The organism is Sphingomonas mucosissima, from assembly GCF_002197665.1.
Classification (GTDB): Bacteria; Pseudomonadota; Alphaproteobacteria; order Sphingomonadales; family Sphingomonadaceae; genus Sphingomonas; species Sphingomonas mucosissima.
In genome coordinates this window covers 266,311-280,882 of sequence record NZ_NBBJ01000004.1, presented here as the reverse complement: position 1 = coordinate 280,882, position 14,572 = coordinate 266,311, and the positions used below count along the sequence as shown (strand labels likewise).

15 protein-coding genes are annotated in these 14,572 nt (G+C 64.6%); 9 read left to right on the top strand and 6 right to left on the bottom strand.

Annotated features, from left to right (window positions below):
• Positions 1-76 precede the first annotated feature (76 nt).
• The 4 genes from SPMU_RS13260 to crtY all read right to left on the bottom strand — a co-directional run bounded on the left by SPMU_RS13260 (position 77) and on the right by crtY (position 4,353).
• A complete protein-coding gene (locus SPMU_RS13260) occupies positions 77-934 on the bottom strand; it encodes a phytoene/squalene synthase family protein (protein WP_088334426.1) in 858 nt (285 codons plus the stop codon).
• Between the two features lie 146 nt (positions 935-1,080).
• On the bottom strand, positions 1,081-1,662 hold the full coding sequence (locus SPMU_RS13255; protein WP_088334425.1) for an LOG family protein: 582 nt from the start codon (positions 1,660-1,662) through the stop codon (positions 1,081-1,083).
• Between the two features lie 40 nt (positions 1,663-1,702).
• Positions 1,703-3,187 carry a phytoene desaturase gene (locus SPMU_RS13250; protein ID WP_088334374.1) on the bottom strand — a complete coding sequence of 495 codons (1,485 nt, stop codon included), beginning with the start codon at positions 3,185-3,187 and terminating at the stop codon, positions 1,703-1,705.
• Entirely contained in the window at positions 3,184-4,353 is a 1,170-nt protein-coding gene (gene crtY / locus SPMU_RS13245; protein ID WP_088334373.1) for a lycopene beta-cyclase CrtY, read from the bottom strand. The genes SPMU_RS13250 and crtY overlap by 4 nt, the downstream gene beginning before the upstream one ends.
• Positions 4,354-4,504: 151 nt before the next feature.
• On the opposite strand from crtY, the gene SPMU_RS13240 reads away from it, so the two are divergent.
• The 4 genes from SPMU_RS13240 (at position 4,505) to pdeM (ending at position 7,380) form a co-directional block, all read left to right on the top strand.
• The gene (locus SPMU_RS13240; RefSeq protein ID WP_088334372.1) at positions 4,505-5,299 is read left to right on the top strand and encodes a sterol desaturase family protein; all 795 of its coding nucleotides are present in this window, start codon (positions 4,505-4,507) and stop codon (positions 5,297-5,299) included.
• A complete protein-coding gene (locus SPMU_RS13235; protein WP_169715716.1) occupies positions 5,238-5,654 on the top strand; it encodes a DUF2141 domain-containing protein in 417 nt (138 codons plus the stop codon). The genes SPMU_RS13240 and SPMU_RS13235 overlap by 62 nt, the downstream gene beginning before the upstream one ends.
• 64 nt (positions 5,655-5,718) lie before the next feature.
• Positions 5,719-6,597, top strand: a complete 879-nt coding sequence (locus SPMU_RS13230) for a MipA/OmpV family protein (RefSeq protein ID WP_088334370.1) — start codon at positions 5,719-5,721, stop codon at positions 6,595-6,597.
• Between the two features lie 120 nt (positions 6,598-6,717).
• Entirely contained in the window at positions 6,718-7,380 is a 663-nt protein-coding gene (pdeM, locus tag SPMU_RS13225; protein ID WP_088334369.1) for a ligase-associated DNA damage response endonuclease PdeM, read from the top strand.
• Between the two features lie 26 nt (positions 7,381-7,406).
• Here pdeM and SPMU_RS13220 read toward each other — a convergent pair whose 3' ends face one another.
• Complete coding sequence (locus SPMU_RS13220; RefSeq protein ID WP_088334368.1) at positions 7,407-8,366, bottom strand: helix-turn-helix transcriptional regulator; 960 nt, start codon at positions 8,364-8,366, stop codon at positions 7,407-7,409.
• Between the two features lie 75 nt (positions 8,367-8,441).
• Here SPMU_RS13220 and cysD point away from each other — a divergent pair, with 75 nt between their 5' ends.
• The 3 genes from cysD to SPMU_RS13205 all read left to right on the top strand — a co-directional run bounded on the left by cysD (position 8,442) and on the right by SPMU_RS13205 (position 12,173).
• The gene (gene cysD / locus SPMU_RS13215) at positions 8,442-9,350 is read left to right on the top strand and encodes a sulfate adenylyltransferase subunit CysD (RefSeq protein WP_088334367.1); all 909 of its coding nucleotides are present in this window, start codon (positions 8,442-8,444) and stop codon (positions 9,348-9,350) included.
• Between the two features lie 163 nt (positions 9,351-9,513).
• Positions 9,514-11,430 carry a sulfate adenylyltransferase subunit CysN gene (gene cysN / locus SPMU_RS13210; protein ID WP_425442187.1) on the top strand — a complete coding sequence of 639 codons (1,917 nt, stop codon included), beginning with the start codon at positions 9,514-9,516 and terminating at the stop codon, positions 11,428-11,430.
• 2 nt (positions 11,431-11,432) lie between these two features.
• A complete protein-coding gene (locus SPMU_RS13205; RefSeq protein WP_088334424.1) occupies positions 11,433-12,173 on the top strand; it encodes a 3'(2'),5'-bisphosphate nucleotidase CysQ in 741 nt (246 codons plus the stop codon).
• A gap of 64 nt (positions 12,174-12,237) precedes the next feature.
• On the opposite strand, the gene SPMU_RS13200 is transcribed toward SPMU_RS13205, so the two are convergent.
• Positions 12,238-12,939 (bottom strand): dienelactone hydrolase family protein, encoded by a 702-nt coding sequence (locus SPMU_RS13200; protein ID WP_088334366.1) that lies wholly within the window; start codon positions 12,937-12,939, stop codon positions 12,238-12,240.
• A 122-nt stretch (positions 12,940-13,061) separates the two neighbouring features.
• Between SPMU_RS13200 and SPMU_RS13195 the strand changes: the two genes are divergently transcribed.
• Positions 13,062-13,298, top strand: a complete 237-nt coding sequence (locus SPMU_RS13195; protein ID WP_088334365.1) for a DUF6489 family protein — start codon at positions 13,062-13,064, stop codon at positions 13,296-13,298.
• Positions 13,298-14,569, top strand: coding sequence for a tRNA uridine-5-carboxymethylaminomethyl(34) synthesis GTPase MnmE (mnmE, locus tag SPMU_RS13190; RefSeq protein WP_088334364.1), 1,272 nt, complete (start codon positions 13,298-13,300; stop codon positions 14,567-14,569). The genes SPMU_RS13195 and mnmE overlap by 1 nt, the downstream gene beginning before the upstream one ends.
• The last annotated feature ends 3 nt before the right edge of the window (positions 14,570-14,572 follow it).

Below are 14,572 nucleotides of genomic sequence, written 5' to 3'. Positions count from 1 at the left end.
ACCGCCCCGCAAACGCTATAACTGTGGGTGCGCGGAGCCGTGGATGCCGGGACAAGCCCTGCATGACGCAGGTGAGTTACCGCGGCCGCGTCCACAAAACCGGATCGCGCGGGCGATCCGCTACTGGCCGCCGCGCTGCGATCGCCGCCTTCACCACCCAGGCCAGCTTCGCGCGGTTGGACGTCGTCACCCGGTGATCCCAGGCATGGTTACCGCGCGCCGCGACCGCCCGCGCGATGTCGCCATAAATGCCCGCCGCTGCCAGCACTGCCCAGCGCGCCCGGCCCGGCAAACGTGCCGCACCAACGCGCGCACTCGCCTCGTGTAGCGCCGCCCGTGTCGCCAGCCGGCGCGACAGCACCGTCAGCCGATCGCGAAACGGCGGCTTCATGTGCTGGCCAGGTGGCATGTCCATCTCTACCAGCCACTCGACCGGCAGATAGCAGCGCCCGATCCGGTCATCCTCTTCGATATCGCGGGCGATGTTGGCGAGCTGGAACGCCATGCCGAGATCGCAAGCTCGGTCCAGCGTGTCCTCGTCCGCCGGATCGACCCCCATGACGACCGCCATGATGCACCCGACCGCGCCGGCGACATGATAGCAGTAACGATACAGGTCGGCCTCGCTGCGCGGCCGCCAATCCTCCGCATCGAGCCGAAAGCCGGTGACGAGATCATGCGCGAACCGCGCCGGCAGGCCGGTTTCGGCCGCGACGAGGCGCAGCGCGTCGAACGGCATGTCACCCACGACCTCGCCTGCGAGCGCCGCGCTGGTCTTTTCGGCGATGATCGCGACCCGCGCCTCGGCGTCGGACACGATGGTCGCGCCATGTCCGTGATCCTGCCCGTCGACGATATCGTCGCAGGCCCGGCACCAGGCATAGAGCAGCCACGCCCGTTCGCGCGTGGCGCGATCGAACAGGTTGCTCGCCATGGCGAAGCTCTTGGACCCGCGCGCGATGGAATCACGTGCCGCGCGGACCAGCGCGCCACGTTCCTCGCTCAGCCGATGATTGTCGTCGCGCGCCACCTGGGCCTCTTGGATAACGGGCAACCGCGCGGCGGCCGCCCCGTGCAGGTTTAAAGGTCGTCCGCGCTCATCCGCACGATCGGCTGGGCGGGTACGTGCGCCGCCATGCGCTCGAGCAGATCCTCCAGCGTGTCGGCGATGATCAGCAATCCGCGATGCTGCGGCCGCAGAAAGCCGACGTCACCCATCTTCTCCCAAAAGGAGACGAGATGGTCGTAATACCCACCAGCATTGAGCAACCCGACCGGATCGGTGTGATAGCCGATCTGCGCCCAGCTCAGCGCCTCCCACAATTCGTCCATCGTCCCCGTGCCGCCGGGAATGGTGACGAACCCGTCCGCCAGATCGGTGAACGCACGCTTGCGATCGTGCATGCCGCCGACGACGTGAAGCTCGGTCAGGCCGCGGTGCGCGACCTCGGCGTCGACGAGCGCCTGCGGGATGATCCCGATCACCTCGCCGCCGGCCTGAAGTGCGCCATCGGCCACCGCGCCCATCAGCCCCAGCCGCCCGCCGCCATAGACCACGCCGATGCCGCGCTCGGCCAGCGTGCGGCCAACGCTCCAGGCGAGTTCCATGTACATGGGATCACGCGGCGTTGCCGAGCCGCAATAGACTGCCAGCCGCTTCACCATCTGCTCTCCCGTACAAGGCGGAGAGCTACGCACAGTTTCAACGTCTTACTCCTTCAAGCATCAATGCCGCCGTCGCCTTGGCACTACCCACGACGCCGGGGATGCCGGCGCCCGGGTGGGTGCCCGCGCCGACGAAATACATGTTCCCGATCGCATCATCGCGGTTGTGCACCCGGAAATAGGCGCTTTGCGTCAGCACCGGTTCTAGGCTGAAGGCGCTTCCCAGATGCGCGTTCAGATCGCGGGAGAAATCGGCCGGGCTGTAGCTGAACTTGGTGATGATCCGCTCGTGAATGTCCGGGATCAGACGCCGCCCGACTTCATCCAGAATGCGCTTCTCCAAGATGGGGGCGATCCGCTCCCAATCCTCCGGGAATTTGCCCTGATGCGGCACCGGCGCGAGCGCATAGAAGGTCGAGCAGCCCTCGGGCGCCAGGCTCGGATCGGTGACGGTCGGATGGTGCAGATAGAGCGAGAAATCCTCGCTCAACACGCCGTGATCGTAGATGTCGGCGAGCAGCCCCTTATAGCGCGGACCGAACAGGATCATGTGGTGCGGGATGCCCGGCCACGTTCCCTTGATGCCGAAGTGAACGACGAACAGCGACGGCGAGAACTTCTTGCGCTCCAGCCGCGCCGCCGTGCGCGCCGCCGCCCGCGAGCCGTTCAAGAGATCGCGATAAGTGTGGACGATATCGCCGTTGGAGGCGACCATATCCGCTTCCTGGCGCCAGCCGCTCTGCGTGCGCACGGCTGTAACCCGGTCTCCCATGGTCTCGATCTCGGCCACCGGGTCGTTCAGCCGCAGCGTGCCGCCCAGCCGCTCGAACAGCGTCACCATGCCGGCCACCAGCCGATTGGTGCCGCCGCGCGCGAACCAGACGCCGCCGTCGCGCTCCAGTTTGTGGATCAGCGCGTAGATGGCGCTGGTGGTCATCGGGTTGCCGCCGACGAGCAGCGTGTGGAACGACAGCGCCTCGCGCAGCTTCTCGCTCTTCACGAACGAGGACACCATTGAATAGACCGATCGCCACGCCTGATATTTGGCCAGCGCCGGCGCGGCCTTGATCATCGAGGCGAAGTCGAGAAACGCGACATGGCCGAGCTTTTCATAGCCTTCGTGGAAAACACCGGCGGAATACGCGAGGAACTTGCTGTAGCCCTCGACATCGGCTGGATCGAGCTTGGCGATCTCGGTGCGCAGCACCTTGTCGTCGTTGGTGTAATCGAAATTGGTGCCATCGGGCCAGTTCAGCCGGTAAAATGGCTGCACTGGCTCCAGCGTCACGTCGCGGCTCATCTCGTCGCCGCTCAGCGCCCACAATTCCTGCAGGCATGCCGGATCGGTGATGACGGTGGGCCCGGCATCAAAGGTGAAGCCGTCCTGCTGCCAGACGTAAGCGCGCCCGCCCGGCTTGTCGCGCGCCTCGACGATGGTGGTCGCCACGCCCGCCGATTGCAGGCGAATGGCGAGCGCCAGGCCACCGAACCCGGCGCCGATGATGATGGCACGGCTGCTCATGATAGATTCCTGATCACGCGAAGGGCACGAAATAGGGGCACCGGGGGGCGCCCGGACAGCACGCGAAGCTTGTCCTTGGTGGTCGACCGCGCAGCATAGAAGCGCGCAATCAGATTCGGATGAAGCCGGTAGAACCGCTCCAGCACCTTGTAGCGCGCGTCGGGATCGGCAGCGCGGAACAGCATGGCATCGAGCATCCGGTAGAACCGCCGCTCTTCCCAGCGTTCGCGCGCGTAATCATAGGTCAGATCGTGCAGTCCTTCGCCGCTGAGATCACTGGCTTGCGCAATGCGCACCGCCAGGCGAACCGCGTCGGGCAGCGAATAGCCCGTGGTCGGGTGGAACAGCCCCGCCCGCGCGCCTGCCTTGGCGACCTTCGCCCCGCCCCATCGCCAATAACCTTCGAAATCGCCGCCGATCACCACCGGCAGCGCGCCGCGCTCCTCGCGCAGATCATTCGCCCCAGTCGCGACTTCCCAGCCGCGCGCGGTGGCATAAACGTCGATCCGGTGGTTCAAGGCGCGGACGTTAAGCGATGGTCCGTCACTGTAATAGGTGTCCTCGACGAACAAGCGCGTCGGCGAGAAAGGAAGCAGATAGACGAAGCGATAGCCGTCATGCTGCGCCACCGTCGCGTCCATCACCGTTGGGCGATCGATGCCGTGGCCGGCGGGAATATCGAGCGTGCGCCCGACGAATTTTTGCCAGCCCACGTCCAACATGGAAAGATCGCCGGCGCCGCGCGCATCGATCACGCCCTTGGCCTCGATACGATCGCCGTCCGCCAGCACCACGGCCGTCGGACTGCACGCCAGCACCTTGCGGCCCGGCATGATCGCCTCTGCCGGCAACGCCTTGCGCACCACCTCGTCGAACCGCTCCGATTCGATCGAATAATAGGGCTGGTTGATCGTGCGCGCATGCGCCGGGAAGGAAACGTCATAGGCCGGCCAAGCATGGCAAACGAGCGGGCTCAGCAACCAGCGGTCGTCCTTGGCCACATCGGCATCGAAGAACGACCAGATGTGATTGCCGCCTAGGCTGTCGCCCGAATCGACGATGCGCACGTCGAGATCGGGGCGCCGCGCGGCCAGCGCCAGTGCGATCAGCCCGCCCGCCAGCCCGCCGCCGACGATGGCGAGGTCGCATTCATGGGTCACCGGCATCCTTCGTGCCTAGCGGATCGATGGCCCCGACGGAAGCACGGATAGGCAGCGTGCTGCGCTATCCCGACGCGCCCATTCGTGCGGGTTGACGCCCGCGACACGGTAAGTGCGGCGCTTCCCCGAACGCGGCGCACGCCGTACAAGGCCGCCCATGTCGATCGCGCTTGCCATCATCCTTTCCGCTTCGGCGATGACGCTGATCGTGGGCGTTCGTTATCTGATCACCAGTGGCGCCTTCGCCGTGGCCACGCGGGTGCGCCACCCCGGACTTTATACCGGGCTCGATCCGCAGATTCGGCGCGAGATCTGGTGGAGCCTCGCCTCCGCCGCGATTTATGGCGTGCCGGCGGGCGTGGTCGCTTGGGGCTGGCAAAATCGCGGCTGGACCCAGGTCTACACCGACGTCTCGGCTTTTCCCCTCTGGTACCTGCCGGTGTCGGTGTTGTTGTTCCTGTTCGTCCACGACACCTGGTTCTACTGGACGCACCGCTGGATGCATCGGCCCAAGCCGTTTCGCGTCGCTCATGCGGTCCATCATGCCAGCCGCCCGCCAACGGCATGGGCCGCGATGGCATTTCACCCGATCGAGGCGCTCACCGGCGCTGTGGTAATTCCGCTACTGGTGTTCGTCATTCCGATCCACGTCGGCGCACTCGGATTGGTCCTGACGATCATGACGGTTATGGGTGTAACGAACCACATGGGCTGGGAGATTTTCCCGCGGTTCATGTGGCAGGGGCCAATGGGGACTTGGCTGATCACCGCCAGCCATCATCAGCGCCACCACGAGCGGTACGGGTGTAATTATGGGCTTTATTTCCGGTTCTGGGATCGGCTGTGCCGCACGGACGAAGGCCTCGGCGATTTCGCGCGGGACCGGGCGCGTGCTGCTGCTCGGCGTGAGCGCCGCGACGCTGATCGGCGCCACTCCGGTGGCGCAGCTTGACGTCGATTTCGATCAGGTTCGCTCGGCCAAGGGTGTGCTGCGCATCTGCCTGACGGCGGCGCCTGAAAATTTTCCCACCTGTGTTGACGATCACAATGCCACCCGGCGCTCCATTCCGGCAGGCGCCAGCTCGCTCCGCTTCGAAGGCCTGCCGCACGGAAATTACGCCGTTGCGGTGATCCATGACGAGAACGGCAATAAGAAGCTGGATACGATCGCTGGTATTCCCCGCGAAGGCTTTGGCTTCTCGCGCAATCCGCCGATTCGCTTCGGCCCCCCCAGCTTCTCGGCAGCGCGGTTTGCCATCAACAGTGATGCCGAAAAACAACAAGTGAGGCTGCGCTACATCCTGTAAGCGGAGTGCAGGAGCTAAATAGCTGCATGCGGGTTGTGAGCGGACCAGAAGGAACGCATCGCCCGTGACAGCCAAATTTCTCTTCGGCCTTGCCGCAGCCGCCGCCGCAACAATCCTGCCGACGCTGGCAGTAGCGCAGAATGCGCCAAATGCCTCGGCCAGCGCCGAAGCACTCGCCCAGGAACTCGACGGCGACTCGATCACAGTCGGGATCGGCGCAGGCTATCTTCCCGATTACGAAGGGTCGGACGATTACCGCTGGACTCCTGTTCCAGGCGTGATCGGCTCGGTGAGCGGCATCAACTTCCAGGTGCTCGGCAACCGTGCCAGCGCCGATCTCATTCCCAACACGTCGGGCTCCTCCTGGGATCTTCAGGCCGGCCCCCTTGGGGTGATCAATTTCACGCGTACCAATCGGGCCAGCATCAATGATCCGCGCGTGCGGGCGCTGGGCGAGCGGGACACGGCGATCGAACTCGGCGGCTTTGTCGGGATCGGCAAAACGGGCGTGATCACCAGCCCTTATGATCGCCTGTCGGTATCGGTGAGCTACCGCCATGACGTCAGCAAGGTGCATCGCAGCGGCATTTGGCAGCCGACGATCAACTATTTCACGCCCTTGTCGACCAAATCCGCGGTGGGATTGTTCGGGTCGGTCGAACGGGTCGAAACGCGCTATCTGCGCACCTATTATGACATTTCCCCCGCCCAGTCGGCGGTGTCGGGCCTGCCGGTCTATCGCAACAAGGGCGGTTGGAACAGCTGGACCGCTGGCGCGATCGGCACCTATTCGCTCACCGGCAATCTGTTGAAGGGCTTCAAGATCGTGGGCGGCGGAACGTACCGGCGCCTGATCAACGACGTCGCGGACAGCCCGTTGGTCAAGGTGGCGGGTTCACGCAACCAGTGGCTGGGCGTCGTGGGGCTTGCCTACACTTTCTGATCATCGGCGACAGTGGTGCCGCGCGAGGGGCCGCCAAGCCAGCCGTGGTCGATAGTCGTGTGAAGCCGCATCGACCGACAAACGGTTGATCGAGCATGTGAAACGAGGCATGACCCAGCGATGGTTCCTGTTTCGTTCGGCGGTCACGCGCTGATCCCTCTCGCGCAGGGGGCGATCCTCTGGCCTGCGCGAAAGGCGTTGCTGGTCGCCGATCTCCACCTCGAGAAGGCGAGCTGGTTCGCGCGCGCGGGACAGCTTCTGCCGCCGTACGATTCGTTCGCCACCCTGGCCGATCTCACTGCCGTTGTGGAGCGGACGGAGGTGCGCGAGGTCTGGTGCCTGGGGGACAGCTTCCACGATCCGGAAGGGTGCAGCCGCTTGCCGGCGGCGGCACAGGTCATGCTGCGCGCCCTGACCGCGGCCACTTGCTGGACCTGGATCACCGGCAATCACGATCCGCATGGTGTCGATCGTTGCGGCGGCGCGGTGTTGGACGAGGCGTGTGTCGACGGGCTGGTCCTGCGCCACGAGGCACAACCGGAAGAAACCCGGCCCGAATTGTCGGGCCACTTCCACCCGAAGCTGCGCATCCGCGTCCGCGGCAAGCTCATCTCACGGCGCTGTTTCGTTGCCACCGGCGCGAAGCTGATCCTGCCGGCGTTCGGATCCTTGACCGGCGGGCTCGATGCCACTCACCCAGAGATCATTCGCGCGGTGGGCCGCCAGGCGGACGCTTTGGTTCCGGTCGAGGACCGCCTGCTCCGCTTCCCCCTGGCGGCGTGAACGGCTCCTGCCGGGAAGGCTGAGGTTCAAACAAATCGGGCGAGGCTATCCCCGATCATACGCACTAAGTCGACTTGCCCACGCGCCCGCGTTTTGGCGAACAACCGCTTGGAGTAATTGCGCGCCGTTTCGATCGTAATTCCGAGCTGTGCCGCCGCCTCGTGCAGGCTTGCGCCCCCCGCAAGCGCAGCGGCCAACCGTGCTTCGCTCGGCGGAAGGCTGAACAGCGTGCCTAGCACTGCCGCGCGTGCTGCCGGATCGCTCGGCGCGGGCAAGAGAACCAGCCCGATAACGGCGGGCAGAGCCCAGGCAACTTGCGACGGCGCCTGCCAAGGCACTAGCAGCATCCAAAAAGGCGCTTCGTCGCGTATCCGCTCCAGCCTTACGGCTGTCCCCTCGGCCGCAGCCACGATTTCGTTGCTGATAGCACCCGCAGCCCAGCGCGCACCTAGCGCCCCCGCCGCCCCCTCCGACATGGCAAGCACGCGCGCGTCCGCACCGAAGCCGACCCAGCCGATCCCCGCCCGCTGCAGCGCCGCTTCTGATAGCGCAAGCGCCCCCTGCGCCTGATCCAACGCGCTTCGCGTCCGAAGAGCGATGGAAAGGTGCGGGGCGAGCCGCGCCAGCAATGCCGCATCGGCCGCGGAAAAGTCCCGTTCTTTGCGCCGGATGGAGAGCCATGCCGTGACCCCGCCTGGTTCATCCACCCGAACGATCTGCCCGAACCGATTCGGTCCTTCCATCCGGTAAGCGCGGCCGGGCCGAAGGCTGCGGCGCCAAGCACGGTCGTCTGCTTCGGTCGCGCTGGCAGGCACAAGGATGCATGTCTCCTCGCCCTGCGCGCCGGCGCTGATGACCAGTTGGGCCTCGTCGGCACGGACCCGCTGGCGTACACGTGTGAGGAACGTCGCCCACGGGCGTGGCTCATGCAGCCCCTCATAGAGCGGCAACAGCAGGTCCGTTTCGTCAGCGCGCGTGATCGCCATGCTTGAGCCTCCCATATGGGAGGTGTGCTGTCACCCCGCCGGTGCCATGTTCCGTTCGAACAATCCGGGGATCATATGTCAGCCCGCAGTCTCACCCATCTCGAGCGGCTCGAAGCAGAGTCGATCCACATCATGCGCGAAGTTGTCGCGCAGAGCGATCGGCCGGTGATGCTCTACTCCGTCGGCAAAGACTCCGCCGTTATGCTCCACCTTGCGCGCAAGGCGTTCTATCCCGCTCCACCGCCCTTCCCGCTGCTGCACGTCGATACGACGTGGAAGTTCAAGGCGATGTACGAGCTGCGCGATCGTATGGCGCGCGAGAGCGGCATGGAGTTGATCGTTCACAAGAACCCGGAAGCCGCAGCGCGCGGAATCAACCCCTTCGATCACGGCCCGCTGCACACCGATATGTGGAAGACCGAGGGGCTAAAGCAGGCGCTCGACCAATATGGCTTCGATGTGGCGTTCGGCGGCGCGCGCCGCGACGAGGAGAAGAGCCGCGCCAAGGAGCGTGTCTTCTCCTTCCGTTCGGCCAATCATCGCTGGGATCCCAAGAACCAGCGTCCCGAGCTTTGGAACCTCTACAACGCGCAGAAATCGAGAGGCGAAAGCATCCGCGTCTTTCCGATCTCGAACTGGACCGAGCTCGACATCTGGCAATATATCCAGCTCAACGACATTCCGATCGTCCCGCTTTATTTCTCCAAAAAGCGGCCCACGGTTGAGCGCGACGGCCAGCTCCTGATGGTCGATGACGAACGCTTCCCGCTGCGCGAGGGCGAGGTGCCTGTGGATCGCTCGATCCGCTTCCGCACGCTCGGCTGCTACCCGCTGACCGGCGCAGTCGAAAGCGAAGCCGCCACGCTGTCCGAGGTAATCCAAGAGATGCTGCTCACCACCACCAGCGAGCGGCAGGGGCGCGCGATCGACAAGGATGCCGGCTCCGCGAGTATGGAGAAGAAGAAGCAGGAGGGCTATTTCTGATGCTGCAAAGTGGTACTTCGCAGCAGGTAGGCGCTGTTTACGTACGCCCTTGCCCCGCCACCCGCCGTCACCCTGAACTCGTTTCAGGGTCTACGTCTCAACAAGCCATGCCGCCGCTGGTGGCACGATGGATGCTGACCCAACTTCAGCATGACGGGGTGAAATGATGGCCAGCGCTGCACAGGAATCCGCCTACCAAGTCGATGCCCTGATCGCTCAGGACATCAACGCCTATCTCGAACGCCATCAGCACAAGTCGCTGCTGCGCTTCATTACCTGCGGCTCGGTAGATGACGGCAAGTCGACCCTGATCGGCCGCCTGCTCTACGATTCGAAGATGATCTTCGAGGATCAGCTGGCTGCGCTGGAAAGCGATTCAAAGAAGGTCGGCACGCAAGGGCAGGAGATCGATTTCGCCCTCCTCGTCGACGGCCTCGCGGCCGAGCGCGAGCAAGGCATCACCATCGACGTCGCGTACCGCTTCTTCGCCACCGAGAAGCGCAAGTTCATCGTCGCCGATACGCCCGGTCACGAACAATATACCCGCAACATGGTGACCGGCGCCTCAACGGCTGACCTGGCGGTCATCCTCGTAGACGCGCGCAAGGGCGTGCTGACCCAGACGCGGCGTCACTCATACCTCGCGCACCTCATCGGCATCCGTAATCTGGTGTTGGCCGTGAACAAAATGGATCTGATTGGTTACGATCAGGCCGTCTTTGATGAGATCGTGGCCGATTACCGGACCTTCGCGGACTCGATCGGCCTCGGATCGTTCACCGCGCTTCCGATCTCCGGCTTCAGGGGCGACAACATCACCGCCCCCTCCCCCAACATGCCGTGGTACACCGGACCCTCATTGGTCACCCATCTCGAAACGGTGGAGATCAACGCCGAGGCTGACCAGGCGAAGCCTTTTCGCCTGCCGGTTCAATGGGTCAACCGCCCCAATCTAGACTTCCGCGGTTTCGCCGGCCTTGTCTCGAGCGGCACCATCAAGCCGGGCGATCCCGTTCGAATCTTGCCGTCGGGCAAGACGTCCACCGTAGCACGGATCGTCACGCTCGACGGCGATCTCGACGAAGCGGTCGCCGGGCGGTCGATCACGCTCACCCTCGCCGATGAGGTAGATTGCTCGCGCGGCGATGTGATCGCTGCTGCCGGGGCGCCGCCACAGGTCGCCGACCAGTTCGAGGCGACGCTTGTCTGGATGGCCGAGGACGAAATGCTGCCCGGCCGCTCCTACTGGCTGAAGCTCGGTACGCAGACCGCGACCGCCACAATCCAGGCGCCGAAATATCAGGTCAACGTCAACACCATGGAGCAGCTTGCTGCCAAGACGCTCGATCTGAACGCGATCGGCGTGGCGAACCTCTCCACCGACAAGCCGCTGGTGTTCGAGCCGTATGCCGAGAACCGCACGCTCGGCGGCTTCATCCTGATCGACAAGCTGACCAATGCCACGGTGGCGGCTGGCATGCTGCACTTCAGCCTGCGCCGCTCGCAGAACATCCACTGGCAGCCAACCGATGTCAGCCGCGACACGCTCGCCGCGCTCAAGAACCAGAAACCCGTCGTTCTTTGGTTCACCGGGCTCTCGGGCGCCGGCAAATCGACGATCGCCAACATCGTCGAGAAGAAGCTGGTGCGGATGAACCGTCACACCTTCCTGCTCGACGGCGACAATGTGCGCCACGGGCTGAACAAGGACTTAGGTTTCACCGATGCCGATCGGGTGGAGAATATCCGGCGCGTCGGTGAGGTCGCGAAGCTGATGACCGACGCCGGCCTTATCGTGATCACCGCGTTCATCTCGCCCTTCCGTGCCGAGCGCGAGATGGTGCGTCAGATGATGCAGCCGGGCGAGTTCATCGAGGTTCATATCGACACCACCCTGGCCGAAGCCGAGCGCCGCGACGTGAAGGGCCTGTATGCTAAAGCGCGCGCCGGCCAGCTCGCGAACTTCACCGGCATCGATAGCCCCTATGAGCCACCAGAGGATCCCGAGATCCGTATCGACACAAGCGGGATGACGCCCGATGAAGCCGCCGAGCTGATCATCAAGAGGATCATTCCATGACCATGTCCGACGCCGAGCTGGCCGCGCATCTCGCCGAAGCCGCGGGTCGCATTCTCCTGGAGGTGCGGCAGTCCGGCGTTTTCTCGCCCAAGGCGCTCGGCAAGGCAGGTGATCAGACCGCCAACCAGTTTCTTGTTCACGCGCTGCGTGAGGCGCGCCCCGACGACGGCCTACTGTCGGAGGAAATGAAGTGCGACGGCGGCCGCTTAACCAAGTCGCGCGTGTGGATCGTTGATCCCGTCGATGGCACGCGCGAGTACGGCGAAGCGCGGCAGGATTGGGCCGTGCATGTCGGTCTCGCGATTAACGGGGTAGCGAGTGTCGGTGCCGTTGCGCTGCCCGGCGCTGGGCTCGTGTTGCGCTCCGATCAGCCGCAAGACGTGCCGCCATCGGCAAACCCCCTGCGCATGCTGGTCAGCCGGACGCGACCTGCAACCGAGGCGGTCAAAGTTGCCGAGCGGCTTGGCGCGACGCTTGTCCCGATGGGCTCAGCCGGCGCGAAGGCGATGGCCGTCGTGCGCGGGGAGGCCGACATCTATCTCCACTCCGGCGGGCAATATGAATGGGATTCCGCCGCACCCGTTGCGGTCGCGCTGGCGCATGGGCTGCATTGCTCGCGGATCGACGGCAGCCCGTTGATCTACAACCAGGAGGACACGTACCTCGCGGACCTGCTCATCTGCCCCAAGTCGCTTGCGGAGCAGATCCTGTTGCTCATCCGCGAGATCACTGCGGCGGCATAGCGCAACCCACGACATTGCCGTGCGGGTCGGTCCCTCACAGGGGCCGACCCACACGGCTGATTCATCAGGCCAAATGCTCGCGGAAGAACGCTGCGGTCCGCTCGTCAGCCAGCTGGGCCGCTTCTTCCGAACGGCGATCACCCATTTCCGTGGCGAAGCCGTGATCCTCACCGGGATAGTCGTACAGCGTCACCTTGGGGTGATCGCCCAGGCCCTCGTGCATCTTCTGCTGCGTCGCCTTGTCGACGAAGCCATCCTCGCCCGCGATGTGCAGCAGCACCGGGTGCGCGATCGCGTGTTTCTCGCCGAGCAAGCCGTCGATCCCGACACCGTAATAGCCGACCGCGGCATTGATGTCGGTGCGGCAGGCCGTCATGAACGCGAGCCGCCCGCCGAGGCAGTAGCCGACTGCGCCGACCTTGCCGCTGCCGCCAAGCAGCTCGCGTGCCTGATGGATCGTTGCTTCGATGTCGCGAATGCCGGCGTCCTGATCGAACTGGCCGAAGAGGTCGAGCCCGCGCTGCAGCTCCTCGGGGACGTCGGGGTTGAGCTCAACGCCCGGTGCGATACGCCAGAACAGGTCCGGGGCGACCGCCAGATAGCCCTGTTCGGCCAGTCGATCGCACTTCTGGCGAATGCCTGGGTTCACACCGAAGACTTCCTGGATGACGATGATTGCCGCCTTGGGCGTGTCGCTCGGGTCCGCGCGATAGGCCTTGAAGTTGCCTTCACCGTTTAGCGCGGCGACCTCGATCATCTCACTCATGCAAAAATCCTCTCGATTGTTGTGGTGCCGGGATGCTGTTGCGAGCGATGCGGCATCACGGGCATAGAATGCGTGCGAGTGACGCTATCGTCCTCCAACGGACTGCTCAAGGGAGTGTAGTCATGAAGATCAGCATCGAAATCGATTGTTCACCCGAGGAAGCGCGTCGGTTCATGGGCCTGCCCGATCTCACCCCGCTGCAGGATCGCTATGTCGGCCTGCTCCAGAAATCGATGGAGCAGACCACCATCGGCCCGGATGCGGTCGACGCGATCATCAAGGGATGGGCGCCGATGGGTGAAGCCGGCACGGCAATGTGGCGCCGCATGTTCGAAACGGCGACGAAATCGGGCAGTTGATGGACACGATCTTTGCTGTGTCGAGCGGCCGCCCGCCGGCCGCGATTGCCGTGATGCGGATTAGTGGACGGGACGCGATTGCGGCTGCGACGCGGTTGGCCGGCACATTGCCCCGTGCACGCCATGCCGCGCTGCGCACGCTTCGCAATGAGGCTGGCGCGGCACTCGACCAGGCATTGGTGCTGCGCTTCCCCGGCCCCGCAACGGCCACGGGCGAGGACCTGGTAGAGCTTCACCTTCATGGCGGCCGCGCTGTGGTCGCCGCCGTGGAGCAGGCACTCGCGGCCCAGCCGGGGCTCCGCGCGGCCGAAGCTGGCGAGTTCACCCGCCGCTCGCTCGCCAACGGCCGGATCGATCTGATCCAGGCACAGGGTCTTGCCGATCTCTTGGAGGCGGAGACCGAACAACAGCGGCGCATGGCGATCGAGAGCGCGGACGGCGCGGTTAGCCGCATGGTCACGGCGTGGATGGACGCCTTGTCGCGCATCGGCGCGCTGATTGAAGCCAGCATCGACTTCGATGACGAAGACGACGTGGGTCCGGTTGATCCAACCTTACTCGACCGCGAAGTTCAGGCGGTCACAACGGAGCTTGGCGATGCCCTCTCCCGCCCCGCGGTCGAGCGCTACCAAGACGGAATCAAGGTCGTCCTGGTCGGGCCGCCTAACGTCGGCAAGTCTTCGCTCCTCAATGCATTGATCGGGCGTGAAGCCGCGATCGTTTCCCCAATCGCGGGCACCACCCGCGATCGCGTCGAGGCCAGCGTCATCCGTCGCGGCCGCATCTACACCCTTATCGATACCGCCGGCCTCCGCGACGATACAGCAGATCCGATCGAGCGGATCGGCATCGAGCGCGCGCGTGAGGCTGTGGGAGCGGCAGACATCATCCTTGACCTTAGCGATCAGCCCGCCGACGACTCCCGGGCGATCGATGTCCATCCGCGCGCCGACGTGCGATCGACCGGACGTACCGAAGCGATTGCTACCGCGACCAACGACATGGGCAGCATCGATCGCCTTTGGATAGAGATCGAGCTGCGGGGAGACCTTGTGCTCGGCGATCCGAGCGGGCCCTCTTTCCACGAGGCGCAGCGCCAGAGCATTGCGACAGCGCACGCGGCGTTGGAGCGGCTAATTGGTACGGAAGACTTGCTGTTGCGTGCCGAAGAGCTACGTACCGCCTCACGCGCGCTGGCCGGCCTGCTCGGCATCGACGCGACCGAAGCGATGCTCGATGCTCTGTTCGGGCGCTTCTGTGTCGGAAAGTAGTGT